This is a genomic window from Candidatus Endoriftia persephonae (assembly GCF_023733635.1).
Classification (GTDB): domain Bacteria; phylum Pseudomonadota; class Gammaproteobacteria; order Chromatiales; family Chromatiaceae; genus Endoriftia; species Endoriftia persephonae.
The window spans coordinates 336,915-351,288 of sequence record NZ_CP090569.1 but is presented as its reverse complement, the minus strand read 5'-3'; the positions used below and the strand labels follow the sequence as shown (position 1 = coordinate 351,288).

At 62.5% G+C, this 14,374-nt stretch carries 11 protein-coding genes and 1 riboswitch; of the genes, 3 read left to right on the top strand and 8 right to left on the bottom strand.

Annotation, left to right across the window (positions count from 1 at the left end; translation table 11 throughout):
* Window positions 1-71: 71 nt before the first annotated feature.
* Window positions 72-1,961, bottom strand: coding sequence for a phosphomethylpyrimidine synthase ThiC (gene thiC, locus L0Y14_RS01620; protein ID WP_251859241.1), 1,890 nt, complete (start codon window positions 1,959-1,961; stop codon window positions 72-74).
* A gap of 36 nt (window positions 1,962-1,997) precedes the next feature.
* A riboswitch (TPP riboswitch) is annotated at window positions 1,998-2,091 on the bottom strand.
* Window positions 2,092-2,427: 336 nt separating this feature from the next.
* Here thiC and L0Y14_RS01615 point away from each other — a divergent pair.
* Complete coding sequence (locus tag L0Y14_RS01615; RefSeq protein ID WP_006475789.1) at window positions 2,428-3,096, top strand: protein-L-isoaspartate O-methyltransferase family protein; 669 nt, start codon at window positions 2,428-2,430, stop codon at window positions 3,094-3,096.
* Between the two features lie 66 nt (window positions 3,097-3,162).
* Window positions 3,163-3,741 (top strand): isochorismatase family protein, encoded by a 579-nt coding sequence (locus tag L0Y14_RS01610; protein ID WP_005960832.1) that lies wholly within the window; start codon window positions 3,163-3,165, stop codon window positions 3,739-3,741.
* On the opposite strand, the gene waaA is transcribed toward L0Y14_RS01610, so the two are convergent.
* The 4 genes from waaA to hldE all read right to left on the bottom strand — a co-directional run bounded on the left by waaA (window position 3,738) and on the right by hldE (window position 8,573).
* Window positions 3,738-5,012 (bottom strand): lipid IV(A) 3-deoxy-D-manno-octulosonic acid transferase, encoded by a 1,275-nt coding sequence (waaA, locus tag L0Y14_RS01605; RefSeq protein WP_005960833.1) that lies wholly within the window; start codon window positions 5,010-5,012, stop codon window positions 3,738-3,740. The genes L0Y14_RS01610 and waaA overlap by 4 nt on opposite strands.
* Window positions 5,012-5,794, bottom strand: a complete 783-nt coding sequence (locus L0Y14_RS01600) for an aldo/keto reductase (RefSeq protein WP_005960834.1) — start codon at window positions 5,792-5,794, stop codon at window positions 5,012-5,014. The genes waaA and L0Y14_RS01600 overlap by 1 nt, the downstream gene beginning before the upstream one ends.
* On the bottom strand, window positions 5,785-6,963 hold the full coding sequence (locus L0Y14_RS01595; protein ID WP_006475631.1) for an FAD-dependent oxidoreductase: 1,179 nt from the start codon (window positions 6,961-6,963) through the stop codon (window positions 5,785-5,787). The genes L0Y14_RS01600 and L0Y14_RS01595 overlap by 10 nt, the downstream gene beginning before the upstream one ends.
* 185 nt (window positions 6,964-7,148) lie before the next feature.
* Window positions 7,149-8,573 (bottom strand): bifunctional D-glycero-beta-D-manno-heptose-7-phosphate kinase/D-glycero-beta-D-manno-heptose 1-phosphate adenylyltransferase HldE, encoded by a 1,425-nt coding sequence (hldE, locus tag L0Y14_RS01590; RefSeq protein ID WP_006475632.1) that lies wholly within the window; start codon window positions 8,571-8,573, stop codon window positions 7,149-7,151.
* Window positions 8,574-8,698: 125 nt separating this feature from the next.
* On the opposite strand from hldE, the gene msbA reads away from it, so the two are divergent.
* Window positions 8,699-10,438: a lipid A export permease/ATP-binding protein MsbA gene (msbA, locus tag L0Y14_RS01585; protein ID WP_006475633.1), complete on the top strand. Its 1,740-nt coding sequence runs from the start codon at window positions 8,699-8,701 to the stop codon at window positions 10,436-10,438.
* On the opposite strand, the gene L0Y14_RS01580 is transcribed toward msbA, so the two are convergent.
* The 3 genes from L0Y14_RS01580 to L0Y14_RS16415 are packed head-to-tail and all read right to left on the bottom strand — an operon-like array spanning window position 10,435 to window position 14,373.
* Window positions 10,435-11,577 (bottom strand): glycosyltransferase family 9 protein, encoded by a 1,143-nt coding sequence (locus L0Y14_RS01580; RefSeq protein WP_006475634.1) that lies wholly within the window; start codon window positions 11,575-11,577, stop codon window positions 10,435-10,437. The genes msbA and L0Y14_RS01580 overlap by 4 nt on opposite strands.
* Window positions 11,570-12,409 (bottom strand): glycosyltransferase family 2 protein, encoded by an 840-nt coding sequence (locus tag L0Y14_RS01575; protein WP_240991732.1) that lies wholly within the window; start codon window positions 12,407-12,409, stop codon window positions 11,570-11,572. Before L0Y14_RS01575 ends, L0Y14_RS01580 begins: the two co-directional genes overlap by 8 nt.
* Entirely contained in the window at window positions 12,406-14,373 is a 1,968-nt protein-coding gene (locus tag L0Y14_RS16415; RefSeq protein ID WP_006475636.1) for an O-antigen ligase family protein, read from the bottom strand. Before L0Y14_RS16415 ends, L0Y14_RS01575 begins: the two co-directional genes overlap by 4 nt.
* Window position 14,374: the final 1 nt, after the last annotated feature.

The following is a 14,374-nucleotide window of genomic DNA, read 5'->3' as shown; positions in this document are numbered from 1 at the left end:
CCGTAACGCCGTAGTACGGTTTGACTCCGACCCCTTGGGTCTTCCTTGGTGCCTTGGTGAGGAGGCGTGGGTCAGATCTCTTTATATATCTCGCTGCCCTGCTGCTTAAACTCCACCGACTTCTCATTCATACCCTGCTTCAACGCGTCGATCTCTGAAATCCCCTGTTTGGCGGCGAATTCGCGCACCTCCTGGGTGATCTTCATAGAGCAGAAATGGGGGCCGCACATGGAGCAGAAATGCGCCACCTTGTGGGAGTCGTGGGGCATGGTCTCGTCATGGAAGTCGCGAGCCTTTTCCGGATCGAGGCCGAGGGCGAACTGATCCTCCCAGCGGAACTCGAAGCGCGCCTTGGACATAGCGTTGTCCTGTAGCTGGACGCCGGGAAAACCCTTAGCCAGGTCGGCGGCGTGGGCCGCAACCTTGTAGGTAATGATGCCTTCCCGCACGTCTTCTTTATTCGGCAGGCCCAGATGTTCCTTGGGCGTGACGTAGCAGAGCATAGCGGTGCCATACCAACCGATCTGTGCCGCACCGATGCCTGAGCTGAAGTGATCGTAGCCGGGGGAGATATCGGTGACCAGTGGGCCGAGGGTATAAAACGGCGCCTCGAAACAGTCGGCCAACTCCTTGTCCATGTTTTTTTTGATCATCTGCATCGGCACATGGCCAGGGCCTTCGATCATCACCTGCACGTCATGTTTCCAGGCGATCTTTGTGAGCTCCCCCAGGGCCTCCAGCTCACCGAACTGGGCGGCGTCGTTAGCATCAGCCAGGCAGCCGGGTCGCAGGCCGTCACCCAGAGAGAAGGCGACGTCGTAGGCCTTCATGATCTCGCAGATATCTTCGAAGTGGGTGTAGAGAAAATTCTCCTCATGATGGGCCAGACACCACTTGGCGAGGATCGAGCCGCCACGGGAGACGATACCGGTGACGCGATCAGCCGTCAGCGGCACGTGACGCAACAGCACGCCAGCATGAATGGTGAAGTAGTCGACGCCCTGCTCTGCCTGCTCGATCAGGGTATCGCGCATGATCTCCCAGGTGAGATCCTCGGACTTGCCGTTGACCTTCTCCAGTGCCTGATAGATGGGCACGGTGCCGATCGGCATGGGGCTATTGCGCAGGATCCACTCACGGGTCTCGTGGATGTTTTTGCCAGTGGAAAGGTCCATCAGGGTATCGCCGCCCCAACGGGCGGACCAGGCCATCTTCTCCACCTCCTCGTCGATGGACGAGCTGACGGCGCTGTTACCGATGTTGGTATTGATCTTCACCCGGAAGTTGCGACCAATGATCATCGGCTCCATCTCCGGGTGGTTGATGTTGGCGGGAATGATGGCACGCCCGGCGGCGATCTCAGAGCGCACAAACTCCGGGGTAATCTCATCAGGGATCTGCGCGCCCATCGGCTCACCGGCATGCTGGCGTAGCAGTTTGGCGTAGCGTGGATCGGCCTTCATCTCCTGCAGACGGCAGTTCTCGCGGATCGACACGAACTCCATCTCCGGAGTGATGATGCCCTGGCGGGCGTAGTGCATCTGGGTGACGTTCTGGCCCGGCTTGGCACGACGCGGGGCGCGAATGTGCTCGAAGCGCAGACCGGCCAGTTCCGGGTCGCCCTGGCGGGCACGACCGTATTCAGAGCTGGGGCCCTTCAGCTGTTCGGTGTCATTCCGCTCATCGATCCAGCCAGAGCGCAGGTCGGGCATGCCCTTCATCAGGTCGATCTTCTGCTCCGGGTCGGTAAAAGGACCAGAGGTGTCGTAGACGGTGATCGGCGGGTTCTCTTCCGCACCGAAACTGGCGGCGGTGGGATCCTGCTCGATCTCGCGCATCGGCACGCGGATATCGGGGCGCGAACCCTCGACATAGATCTTCTTCGACTTGAAGAAGGGACGGGTCACCTCTTCGGAGAGGTTGGCGGTCTTTTTGATGAAATCTTCTGGGATGGCGCTCATGGTGGCTGCTCTCAAGATACAGAGGGAAGCGAGCGCTGTCGGTGCGTTCAGCTTCCCTACGCCGGCATTAACCGGATCAGGTGGTAAGGGTCTCTCTCAGCCTGAAAATCAGGCGCCCCTAGCTGGTTGTCTCACTGTGTGGGGGTTGTTTACTGCGCCGACCATGGCGCCACGTTGATTGGGGCTTATCACCCCTCCGCTGCAATCCCGGAACAGTATATAGATGGCGCCATGCAATGCAATTCCGTCCCAACTTAAAGCCAATAAACATCACGGGGTTATCAACCGCCACGATCATCATGCAGGGAAAACGTCCAACAGTTATTCAGATCCACAGCCCCCAGCTCCAGCACCTCGGAGTCTAGCCTCCTCTCTACCACCGCACCCCTCCGCCTTGCCTGAAAGAGGCAAAATCCGTAGGCTTGTTTGGCAAAGTCAATTCAATATTAGGCACAAGGTTTTACCAATGATCGAGAGCAGTATCGAACGGGCCCGCTTCAATATGATCGAGCAGCAGATCCGGCCCTGGGAGGTCCTCTCCCCGGCGGCACTGGAGACCCTGCAGACGCTACCCCGCGAGGCTTTTGCGCCGGCGGCCTACCGCGGCCTGGCATTTGCCGATTGCGAGATCCCGCTCGGCCACGGCGAGACGATGCTCTTCCCGCGCATCGAAGGCAAGGCGCTGCAGTCGCTCGATATCCAGCCCTCTGATCTGGTCTATGAGGTCGGCACCGGCAGCGGTTTTCTCACCGCCTGTCTGGCGAAGCTCGCGCGGCAGGTGGTCAGCATCGACATCCATCCCGACTTCACCGAGCAGGCAGCCGCCCGCCTCGACGAGATGGGCATCCACAACGTCTCGCTGAGCACCGGCAATGCGCTGCAGACCCCGTCGATCAAAGGTCCGTTTGACGCCATCCTGGTCTCCGGCTCGGTCCCCACCAGTGAGCAGGCAGAGATCTTCCGCTCCCAGCTGAAGCCCGGCGGACGTTTGTTTATCGCGGTCGGTGAGGCACCGGTAATGGAGCTGCTGCTAATTACCCGAGAATCGGAGCGCGCGTTCCGTGAAGAGGCTATCCTCGAGACTGAACTGAAGGCGTTGCAGGGAGCCGCGCCAGCGAAGTCATTTGAGTTCTGAAGCCAAGCGCCGGGAGCCGATTCTCTGCGCATTGCGCCTGACCCTTTCGACAAAACGAGATGCGCGATGAATCTGCACAAAGTAAGACTACCGCTTGCCCATGCAAAAAGCTCCCAGTTGCTGATCATCAATGTGCAGGAGAAGCTGGCGAAGGCGATGTACACGCCGCATCGCGAGCAGATGCTAATCAACATCAACCGCCTGAGCCAGGCGGCCCGGATACTGGAGATCCCAGTGGTGCTCTCGGAGCACTACGCCAAGGGCCTTGGACGCACCCTGCCTGAGATCACCCAGCACCTTGCCCCCGAGGTGGATGCCAAAGACAGGCTCGCCTTCTCCTGCTGCACCGCCCCCGGCTTCGAGGAAGAGCTTGAGCGCGCCGAAGAGCGTAAGCAGATCATCATCGTTGGCCTGGAATCCCACATCTGTGTGCTGCAGACGGCATCCGGCCTGCAGCAGTGGGGGTATCAGGTATTTGTGGTGGAAGACGCTATCGCCTCCCGCTCATCCAATAACCGCCGCAACGCCATCGAACGCTTGCGTGGCGGCGAGGTCATCATCAGCAATGCGGAATCGGTCGCCTATGAGTGGCTAAGTGACGCCGGCCACGCCCACTTCAAAGAGGTCACACAACTTTTTCGTTAGCGCCGCCCGCCGGCTAACAGCTGATCGACCTGCTGCAGCAGCCGCTGCAGCGCACCACGGTTGGCCTCCACCAGCTCCCGGCCCCGCTCACCCACCACGCTACGCTGACTGGCATCTCCCAGCCAGCTCAGCAACAGGGCGACCAGCCCGGCGACATCCTGCACTTGGCGGGCCGCACCCTGGACCAGAAACAGCTCACTGATCTCGGCAAAGTTGAACACATGCGGGCCAAACACCACCGGCACCCCCTGGGCCGCCGCCTCGAGGATGTTATGCCCACCCACCGGCACCAGACTGCCCCCGATGAAGGCCAGATCGGCAGCACCGAGAAACAACGGCAGCTCCCCCATGCTGTCGCCGAGAAACACCGCAGTGCTCCCGCTGCAGGGACGCTGCTGCGAGCGGCGCACCATCGCCATCCGACTGACACTCACCAGCTCGGCGACCCGCTCGAAACGTTCCGGATGACGCGGCACCAGCACCAGCAGCGCATTCGGCAGACGCTCACGAACCTGCGCGTGGGCCTCAAGGATCGGTCCCTCCTCACCCTCGTGGGTGCTGGCAGCGATCCATACCGGTCGCTCCTGCCCCCACTCGCGGCGCAGCACATCGACCTGCTCACGCAGGCTCGCCGGCAGGCGCAGATCAAACTTGACACTGCCGCTCACCAGCAACCGCTCGGAGATAGCACCCAGGCCGATGAAGCGTTCTGCGTCCCGCTCACCCTGGGCGGCAATCAGATCGATCCGCTGCAGGGTCTGCCGAGTCAGACCAGCCAGCCGCTGATAGCGGCGCGCCGAACGAGCCGAGAGACGCGCATTCGCCAGCAGTGAAGGCACTCCCCGCCGCTGACACTCATGCAGCAGATTGGGCCAAATCTCGGTCTCCATCAGGATCAGGATACGCGGTCGCAGGGCACGGAAAAAACGCCGCACCACCAGCGGCACATCCAGTGGGGCATAGAGGTGGTGCACCTCACCGCCAAACAGCTCATCAACCCGCCTGGCACCGGTGGGGGTGGTGGTAGTGACCACCAGCGGCATCTGCGGATAGCGCAGCAGCAGCTCACGGATCAGCGGCTGGGCGGCCTGCACCTCGCCCACCGAGACCGCATGCAGCCAGATCGAATCCTGCTGCAGGGCCAGCGGCAGTGAACCAAACCGCTCCAGCCAGCGCTGCCGGTAGGCCGGCGCGCGCAGGCTGCGCCAGAAGAGCCGCAGCACCACCAGCGGCAGCAGCAGATAGACCAGCAAGGTGTAGAGGCCGCGCATCAGCGACCAGCCAGGACGGCCTCAATCGCCGTCACGTTTGAACGCAGATGTGCCGGATTGATGGTGCCGATGATCATGCTGCTGACGCCGGGCTGGTCGAAGATGAACGCCATCGAGCGGAGAACGCCCTCGGCCCCCTGCAGATGGCCACTCATCAGTCCCTTTTTCACCAACACCCCCTTGCCCGCATCCGCCGCCGCCTGCAGCACCGGCAGCTCTTCGTTGTAATCAAGATTACAGGTCACCATCACCAGATCGCACTTCTGCACCACCTGCAGCCCACCCTCAATGGTCTTGCTCGACATACCGATGGCCCGCAGCTTGCCCTCTTGTTTGAGTTGACGCAGGGTATCCAGCACTGGCTCCTGTTCAAGGATTCGCAGATCCTTACCCTGGGAGTGGATCAGCACCAGATCCAGATAGTCGGTTCTCAAGCGCCGCAGACTGCGCTCCACGCTGGCGCGGGTATGCTCGGCGGAAAAATCGAAGCGCGACTCGCCCGCCTCGAAGATCTCCCCCACCTTGGTGGCAATCACCCAGTCGTGACGACTGCCAGGCAGCAGCTCGCCGAGGCGCTGCTCGCTATTGCCGTAGGCGGGGGCGGTATCGATCAGGTTGATGCCCAGATCGCGGCTCAGCGTCAGCAGCTCCCGCACCGCCCGGTCATCCGGGATCTCGAACCGACTCGGGTACTTCACCTGTTGGTTGCGGCCAAACTTCACCGTGCCCAGCCCCAGCGGGCTGACCTGGATGCCGGTCGTGCCAAGCGGTCTCAGCTCCATTGTGCGTGTTCCCAGGGCAGTGCTGCCCGTTGTGGGGCGGGCCAGTCAGGCACCACCTCTGGTAGATTTGGTTCGATGCCAGCGCTGCGCAACTGCGCCTCCACCTGGCGCGCCAGCAGCGGCGCAAAGGCCAGCTTGGTGGGCCAACCGACCAGCACACCATCCCGTTCCTCCAGATAAGGATTATCGGGGCGCTTGCCGTCAGGCTGGCGGGGTTCGGCGCGATCCACGTTCAGCGTCGCCCACTGCACGCCTCTCAGATCGACCCAAGGCAGCAGCGCCTGCAGCTCTTGTTGCGCCGCGGCTATCTGCGCATCGGCATCGCGGCCAACGCCATTTTCGGCGATCTCGCCTCCCAGGTACCAGACCTGCGTGCCATCCGCCACTGGGTAGCTGGTGATCGTTAGGCGCGGATTGGCGCTGGCGCCGAGACAGTGGGCATAGAGCGGCGGCAGTGCACCACGCAGCATCACCATCTGCAGCGGGCGACGCTGCATCGCCGGGGTGTCGCGGCCGAGCCGGCGCAGCAGTGTCTGGTTACCGGCACCGGCACTGAGCAGGATGCGCCGGGAGCGGATCTCCAGCTGACGGCCATCCTCGCCCTGCAGCCTTAGATGGTTTTCAGAACAGAACTCGACCACTTCTGGCCCCGCCAGCTGCAGACAACAGTCGCCGTGTTGACGTTGCAGTTCCATAATTAAGGAAGCGATGTCGAGCACCGGCTCATCGAGCTGGTAGACGCTGCCGTGGAACGCTGGGTCACGAAACAGTGCGGGACGATCTTCCCCCTGCACCTCGCTGATCCGGCTCTGCATCACCTTACCGGCGAAGAAACCCGCCATCCGCGAGAGCATGCCATTCGACCAGAGGTGCTGATGCGAGGCGAGTAGCCGTACCCGGCTCAGATCGATCTCGCCACGGCCAGCTAGGCAGTCACGCCAGATCTGTGGCATCTCGCGAATCGCCTGGGAGGAGCCAGTCAGCTTGCCGGCCAGTGCGTACTTTGTGCCACCATGGATGATCCCCTGGGAGGCCATCGTCTGCACCCCGCCGAGGTACCCCGACTCCAGCAACAGACAGGCGTAACCGGCCTGGCGCAGGCGGGTCAGGGTCCAGAGACCGGCGATGCCGCCGCCGAAGATGACGATGTCGGTTTCGACTGTTTTCACTTTGATTTTCACCGCGTCGCAACAACTGGCTTGCAGTCGCAGAGCGCTAGTGTCCGTCCGGAAACGCGCATGCTAAACGCAAAGGTCGCAAAGAATTAATTACCTATTAATTCAATCGATTAGGTTATTTTCAACCCCTGTGCCTCCGGGTGCTCCGCGTCTATTCCCGAGTTTCTGGATGCAGACTAGCTCTCCCGGATCGACTCCACTATCCGTGTCGTCGAGACACCTTCCACATAGCTCAGCACCCGCACCTCGCCCCCCGCCTCACGGGTGCAGGCTGCGCCGGGGATCTTGTCCGGATCGTTGTCGCCGCCTTTTACCAAAAAATCGGGCTTGAGGCGGCAGATCAACCGCTCTGGGGTCTCTTCACTGAACGGCACCACCCAATCGACACAGGCCAGCGCTGCCAGCACATGCATGCGGTGCTCGAGGCCGTTCACCGGCCGATTCTCGCCCTTCAGCTGGCGCACCGTTTCGTCCACGTTGACCGCCACCACCAATCGGTCGCCGAGGCGGCTCGCCTCCTCCAGATAGGTGACATGACCGGGGTGGAGGATGTCGAAACAACCGTTAGTGACAACGATGCTCTCGCCCTGGATGCGGGCTAGGCCGATCAGCCGCAGCAACCCATCTTCGTTGACCACGCCGCGGTGAGTCGCCTGATGCTCGAGCATCGCCGCCTTAAGTTCGTCCACCGTCACCGAGGCGGTGCCAAGTTTCCCGACCACCACCCCGGCGGCCACGTTGGAGATGTGGGTGGCCAACTCCAGGCTGAGCCCGGCCCCCAAGCCCGCCGCCAGCACTGAGATCACGGTATCGCCGGCACCGGTGACATCGAACACCTCGCGGGCATGGGTCGGCATGTGTCGGGGTTCCAGGTCGCGCTGCAGTAGGCTCATCCCCTGCTCACCACGGGTGATCAGTAGCGCCTGCAGATCATGCTGCCGGATCAGCGCCTGGCCCTTGCTGACGAGCTCCTCCTGATCCCGGCAAGGACCGACCACCGACTCGAACTCGGCCAGGTTGGGGGTCAGCAGGGTGGCGCCACGGTAGAGTGAGAAATCCTGCTGTTTTGGGTCCACCAGCACCGGCTTGCCGTGCTGCCTGGCCAGCTCGATCAGCCCCTGAATATCCTGCAGGGTGCCCTTGGCGTAATCGGAGAGCAGCAGCAGATCGACCTCTTCGATCACTGCGCGGCAGGCCTCCAGCAGCAGCTCGCTGCCGGCGGCCGGGAAGTCATCCTCAAAGTCGAGGCGAATCAACTGCTGGTGACGGCTGACCACCCGCAGCTTGGTAATGGTGGGAAGGCCATCCAGATATTCGAAACGGCAGTCGACCCCGGCGGCATCAAGGATATCCCCCAGCATCCGACCCGGCTCGTCATCACCGATGATCCCCGCCAGCATGGCGTTGCTTCCCAACGCGGCGACATTCAGCGCCACATTGCCGGCGCCACCGGGGCGCTGTTCCTCTTCGCCCACCCGCACCACCGGCACTGGCGCCTCCGGCGAGATGCGCACCGCCTCGCCGTGCCAGTAGCGGTCGAGCATCACATCCCCCACCACCAGGATGCGGGCCTGCTCAAAGCTGGGAATTTCGATCGACATCGCTCTCGTCCGGGTCACAGGAAAAGCGCGATCATAGCATGAGCACCGCACCAACTGGTGATCACTGAGCCGCCCCGGTAGAATTGCCGACGGATTTCTTTACACCCCGCCAGGACCGAGCCCGCATGCCCAAACTCACCAGCAAGACCCTCTATCTGCGGCTGCTCGGCTACGTCAAACCCTACCGCCGGCTGTTTGCGCTCTCGATCTTCTTCACCGTGCTGCTGGCGCTCACCGAACCGATGCTGCCGGCACTGCTCAAGCCACTGCTCGACGGCAGTTTCGTGGAGAAGGATCCGCAGACGATCCGCCTGATGCCGTTCGCCCTGGTCGGCGTGTTCCTGCTGCGCGCCCTCACCAGCTATGCCAGTACCATGACCATCAACGCGGTCTCGACCCGGGTGGTGATGGACCTGCGCAACCAGATCTTCGACAAGCTACTGTGCCTGCCCAACCGCTTCTATGATGACAACCCCACCGGCACAGTGCTCTCCAAGGTCACCTTCAACGTCGAGCAGGTGGCCGCCGCCTCCACCGAGGTACTGATCGTGCTGGTGCGCGACTCGGTGGCGGTGCTCGGGCTGGTCAGCTACATGCTCTGGCTCAACTGGCGACTGACCCTGGTGGTGTTCCTGCTGGCGCCGATCATCGTGCTCATCGTGCGCCTGATCAGCAAGCGTCTACGCCGCCTCAGCCACTCGATCCAGAGCTCGATGGGAGAGATGACCCATGTACTGGAGGAGGCGATCCAGGGCAACCAGGTGATCAAACTGTTCGGTGGCCAGGCCTACGAGTCGGGCCGTTTCCGCGAGATCAGCAACTGGGTGCGGCGCTACCACATGAAACGCGTCGCCGCCGCCTCGATCAGCTCACCCGCCGGCCAGATGGTAATGGTGCTGGGACTCGCCGGGATGCTCTATTTTGCCTCGATCCAATCGCTCAACGACCAGCTCAGCGTCGGCTCCTTTGTCTCCTTCATCGCCGCCATTGTGATGCTGCTGTCACCGCTGAAAAAGCTGATCCGCATCAACGAGCAACTACAGCAGGGGCTGGCGGCGGCAGAGAGTGTGTTTGACCTGGTCGATGAGCCGAGCGAGGCAGACCAGGGGCAGCGACCGATCGAACGCCTCAGCGGCCAGATCCACTTCGAGAGGATCCACTTCAGCTACCAGGGCGCAAGTGAGCCGGCCCTGCGCGACATCGACCTGAAGATCGCGACCGGCGAGACCGTTGCCCTGGTCGGCCCCTCCGGCAGTGGCAAGAGCACCCTAGCGAGCCTGCTGCCGCGCTTCTATGAGCAGAATCAGGGCCGGATTCTGCTCGACGGCATCGACTGCCGCGAGATGCCACTGGCACAGCTGCGCAACAACATCGCCCTGGTGAGCCAGGATGTCACTCTGTTCAACGACACGGTAGAGGCCAACATCGCCTACGGGTTGATGCGCGGCACCCCCCGCGACAAGGTGCTGGAGGCGGCTCGCGCCGCCCACGCCATCGAGTTCATCGAACAGATGCCAGACGGCATCGAGACCCTGATCGGCGAAGATGGCACCCGCCTCTCCGGCGGCCAGCGCCAACGCCTTGCCATCGCCCGCGCGCTGCTCAAGGATGCGCCTATCCTGATCCTCGACGAGGCCACCTCGGCACTCGACAACGAATCGGAGCGCTACATCCAGGAGGCACTGCAGACCCTCACACAGAACCGCACCACTCTGATCATCGCCCACCGCCTCTCTACCATCGAGAGCGCCGACCGGATCCTGGTGATGGAGCAGGGCCGCATCATCGAGCAGGGCGACCACACCAGCCTGATGGCCCGCAACGGGGTCTATCGCACACTCTACGACACCCAGTTCGCCAGTTAGTCGAGGATCAACTCACCAACCAGCAGCGCATCCACTGCGACGATAACCCGCTGCGCCGACAGCTGATCAAGGCAAAGGCTAGCACTGCCCTTGTGGCGCTCGCACCCCTCCTCCCGGCAGGGCACGCAGGCCTCCGCATAGTGCGGCTGCAGCAGGCTCACATTGGCCACCCGCTGCGCTGTTTCGGAATACATCTTGAATGGCGGCTGAGTATCGGCATAACCGCTCGGCCAGGGGCCCCACTTGACCGGGTTGCTCGGACCGAACAGCGCCAGAGTTGGCGTACCGCAGGCGGCAGCCAAGTGGGTCAGGGCGGTATCCGGGCCGACGAACAATGATGCGTGACGCATCAATGCCGCCAGCTCGCCGAAGCCAAAGCGCGCCGGGATTGCCAGCGCCGACTCCGGCAGCGTTGCCGCCAGTCGCTCGCAGAAGCTACGCTCCTCCGGGTCTGGCCCGCCGGTGATCAGCAGTTTCAGACCACGCCCAGCAAGATGCGTGAGCAGCGCCTGCCAGCCCGCCTCAGTCCAGCGCTTGTAGCGCCACATGGGAAAGGGGTGGAGCAGCACAAACGCATGTCGGCCAAGGAATCCGCCCAGCTCACCGAAGGGGTCACTCGCAGCGACGGGCGGTACCAGCTGGTGCAGCGGCGCGATGCCCAGCACCCGCGCCAGCATCAGATTCTGCTCAACGGTGTGGGTCTGGACATTATCGAGCAGGGTCCAGCCCTGGTTGATCCAGCGTTTCCAACGGCTCTTGGGCAGCAGGTCAGGGATTAGGCTGACCCGCCTGGGCGCCGCCAGGAACGCATAGACATTCGGTCGATCCCCCGCCAGCGTCGAGACTGCCAGCTCGTAGCGGCGAAAGATACGCCGCCACAGCACCCGGTACTGGGCGAAGTCGGGGTGCTCCTCGATCTCGATCACCTGATTCAGATCGGGATTGCCCTGCAGCATCTGGCCCTTATTTTTATAGACCAAGACATCGATCACCGTCTCCGGCCAGGCACGGCACATCGAACGCAACAGCGGCGTCGCCAGCAGCACATCGCCGATCTGCCGGGTAGCGATCAGCAGCACTCGCTTAGGTGGTTTAGTGAGAGGCCGCTGCAGCGGCTTGAACGCAGGCAGTTCAGCCACCACCCGCCTCCAGCGTCGGATTCAGGTAACGACTCACCCCCTGCTCGGCATAGGCACTGCGCTCACCCAAAAGGGTTGCCTCCAGCCGCTGGCGATTCTCCGCCTCCATCGCACGGGGATTCTCTGCATGCCAGAGATGCAACACTGGCAGGGCAAAACGGCCATCCTTGTGATAGCGGCCACTGACGATCAGTCGTGCCGCCAGATCAGCATCCTCATGTCCCCAGCCCTGGAACGATTCATCGAAACCGTTCACCGCAAGAAAATCCTCCCGCCAGAGCGCCAGATTACAGCTCCGCGCCCCCTGCCAGCGCCGTGCCCGGCGTTTGCGGAAGCGCGCCTCACCGATCCGCAGCAGCGGTAACAGGCGATTGACCCCGCCGCTAAGGCGGGCGGTGAGCCACTGCCTGGCGCTCCAGTCCGGCGGCCAGAGCTCGCCGTCGAGCACCCGCCGACTGAGGCTGGGATTCAGCAGCAGGCGGTTGCCGGCGACAAACCAGCCCGGCTCGGCGAGGTCCAGCTGGCGCTCGACAAAATGGGGGAAGGCGATGCAGTCGTGGTCGAGAAAGATCAGATAGTCGCCGCTGGCTCGGGCCACCGCCTGGTTACGGATCGCCGCCGCACGAAACCCCTGATCCGGCTGCCAGACGTGATGCAGCGGACAGGGCGCGCTCACTGCCAGCTGCGCGATCCGCTCACGGGTCTGAGGCCCTGAGCCATCATCGGCGACGATGATCTCATCCGGCAGCCGGCTCTGCCGGAACAGGCTCTGCACAACACAGGCGAGCGCCTCCGGCCACTGGTAGCTGGTGACGATCAGACTCACTCTCACCGACGCCGTCCCAGGTAATAGAGTTTGAGGTATTTGTAGTAGACCCCCTCGGCATTGGAGATCGCCAGCATCAACCCCTCGCTGCCATCGAGAAAGCCGGCGCGCAAGATATAACCGCGCAGGAAGCTCCAGAGACCACGCAGCAATGCCTTGCCGACCCCACCCCGCTTGCCCTGTTGCAGCATCCGCTCGGCGCTGGCGCTGGAGTAACGGTTGACCTTCTCCAGCACCTGCTCCAGGTTGTCGAAACTCTGGTGGGTGAGCGGGTTCTCCAGACGCCCCGCCGGTGGCACGAACAGCAGTCGTTCATGGACCAGATCATCGCTGAAGCGCGCCTTGCCGCGACGGAACAGCCGTGCCACATGGTCGGGCCACCAGCCACCGTGGCGCATCTGCCGGCCACAGTAGGAGGAGAGCCGAGGAATCTTGTAGACTGCCGGGGCCTCATCAGCCAACACCAGCAGTTGGTGGATCTCCGCCTGCAGCGCCTCGGGCACCTGCTCATCCGCATCAATCGACAGCACCCAGTCGCCTCTGGCCTTGTCGAGCACCCGGTTTTTCTGCACGCCGAAGCCTTGCCAGTCGCGGTTCACAAACACCTTGTCGGTGTATTCTCGACAGATCGCCAGAGTCTCGTCACTACTGCCGGAGTCGAGCACTAGGATCTCGTCGGCCCAGCTCACCGACTCCAGGCAGGCACGGATCCGCGCCGCCTCGTTACGGGTGATGACGATCACGCTGAGGGAGGCGGGCGTGCCCTCGCGCAGCGCCTGGGCGGTGGCCTCTCTGGTCCTGGCAAACAGGATCCCGGCGAGGATCACATAGAACTTGCCCTCACCGTGGTCCATCAGGAAGGAGTTAAAGAGGCAGCCCAACGCCATCGCCAACACCAGCGCCTGAGCCAGTCTCCGCTGTTCCGGCCGCATCAAACCGGCAAAACGCCACTGCAACAGGAAGAAGAGCAACAGTGCGCCCATACCGAGCAGCCCCAGCTGCACCCCCAGATTGAGATATTCGTTATGGGGATTATCGGTCAGCGGCACTCCCTTGGCGTTGGCGTGCTGCTGGTACTCGTGGATAAAGCTGCCGGTACCGGTACCGATCAGGGGATGCTTCAGGATCAGTTCGATGGAGTTTTCATAGTAGGAGAGACGCAGACCGGTGGAGCTCTCTGCTGCCCCTCCCTCAAAGTAACTGCTGGCATTATCCAGTAGCGCCTGCATCCGCGGCCGGAAACCGTCGGAAAACTGCATCGCCGCAGCTCCCAGCGCCAGTGTCAACAGCGCTCCGACCAGCAGGCCGCGCCAGCGCCAATGGTGCCAGGTGGCCAACACCACCATCACAAACAACACCAGCTGCCCGGTGCGCCCCGGCACCATCACCAGGATGTTGTAGAGCATCAGCAGCAGGATGCCAGCCCACAACAGACGCCGGGCTGGCTGACGCATAAACAGATCGAACACCAGATAGGCAGCGAAGGCCATAAAGAAATTGTGCGCGATACGCCCCTTGAATGGCGCAAACTCCTGCTCTGGCTTGCCCTCCGGCCAGAACCCCAGCAGCTGCGCATAGGAGAGCAGCAGCACCAACAGCATCGCCAGCACAAAGGCCATCAACGCCCGCTGCTGCCATTTCGGCTCATTCAGCACCGACACCAGCAGCGCGATATAGATCAGCTTGTGATAGGCCCCCCAACCTTCAAGCGCCTCACTAAGACCCACACTCGAATAGCTCACCCCCAGACCCAACAGAGCAAACAGCCCCAGCGCCATCAGCGCCACCGGATTCTGCCGAACCCGCTGCCACTTGTTGGCAAAGTCGCCGCTAGCGATCCAGAACAGCAGGAACAACCCCATCGTGATACCCACCCAGGCGGTGGGCAGCGGGATGGCAAAGGCCGCCGCCACCGCCATCCCGCGGGCCAGCTCATCGCTCTGCTGCTGCCATTGGGGGCGTGCGCTCATC

Excerpts from the sequence above, each read along its gene's own strand:
- L0Y14_RS16415 (WP_006475636.1), bottom strand. The coding sequence starts at position 14,373 with ATGAGCGCACGCCCCCAATGGCAGCAGCAGAGCGATGAGCTGGCCCGC.
- L0Y14_RS01600 (WP_005960834.1), bottom strand. The coding sequence starts at position 5,794 with ATGGAGCTGAGACCGCTTGGCACGACCGGCATCCAGGTCAGCCCGCTG.
- L0Y14_RS01615 (WP_006475789.1), top strand. The coding sequence starts at position 2,428 with ATGATCGAGAGCAGTATCGAACGGGCCCGCTTCAATATGATCGAGCAG.
- waaA (WP_005960833.1), bottom strand. The coding sequence starts at position 5,012 with ATGCGCGGCCTCTACACCTTGCTGGTCTATCTGCTGCTGCCGCTGGTG.
- hldE (WP_006475632.1), bottom strand. The coding sequence starts at position 8,573 with ATGTCGATCGAAATTCCCAGCTTTGAGCAGGCCCGCATCCTGGTGGTG.
- L0Y14_RS01610 (WP_005960832.1), top strand. The coding sequence starts at position 3,163 with ATGAATCTGCACAAAGTAAGACTACCGCTTGCCCATGCAAAAAGCTCC.
- msbA (WP_006475633.1), top strand. The coding sequence starts at position 8,699 with ATGCCCAAACTCACCAGCAAGACCCTCTATCTGCGGCTGCTCGGCTAC.
- thiC (WP_251859241.1), bottom strand. The coding sequence starts at position 1,961 with ATGAGCGCCATCCCAGAAGATTTCATCAAAAAGACCGCCAACCTCTCC.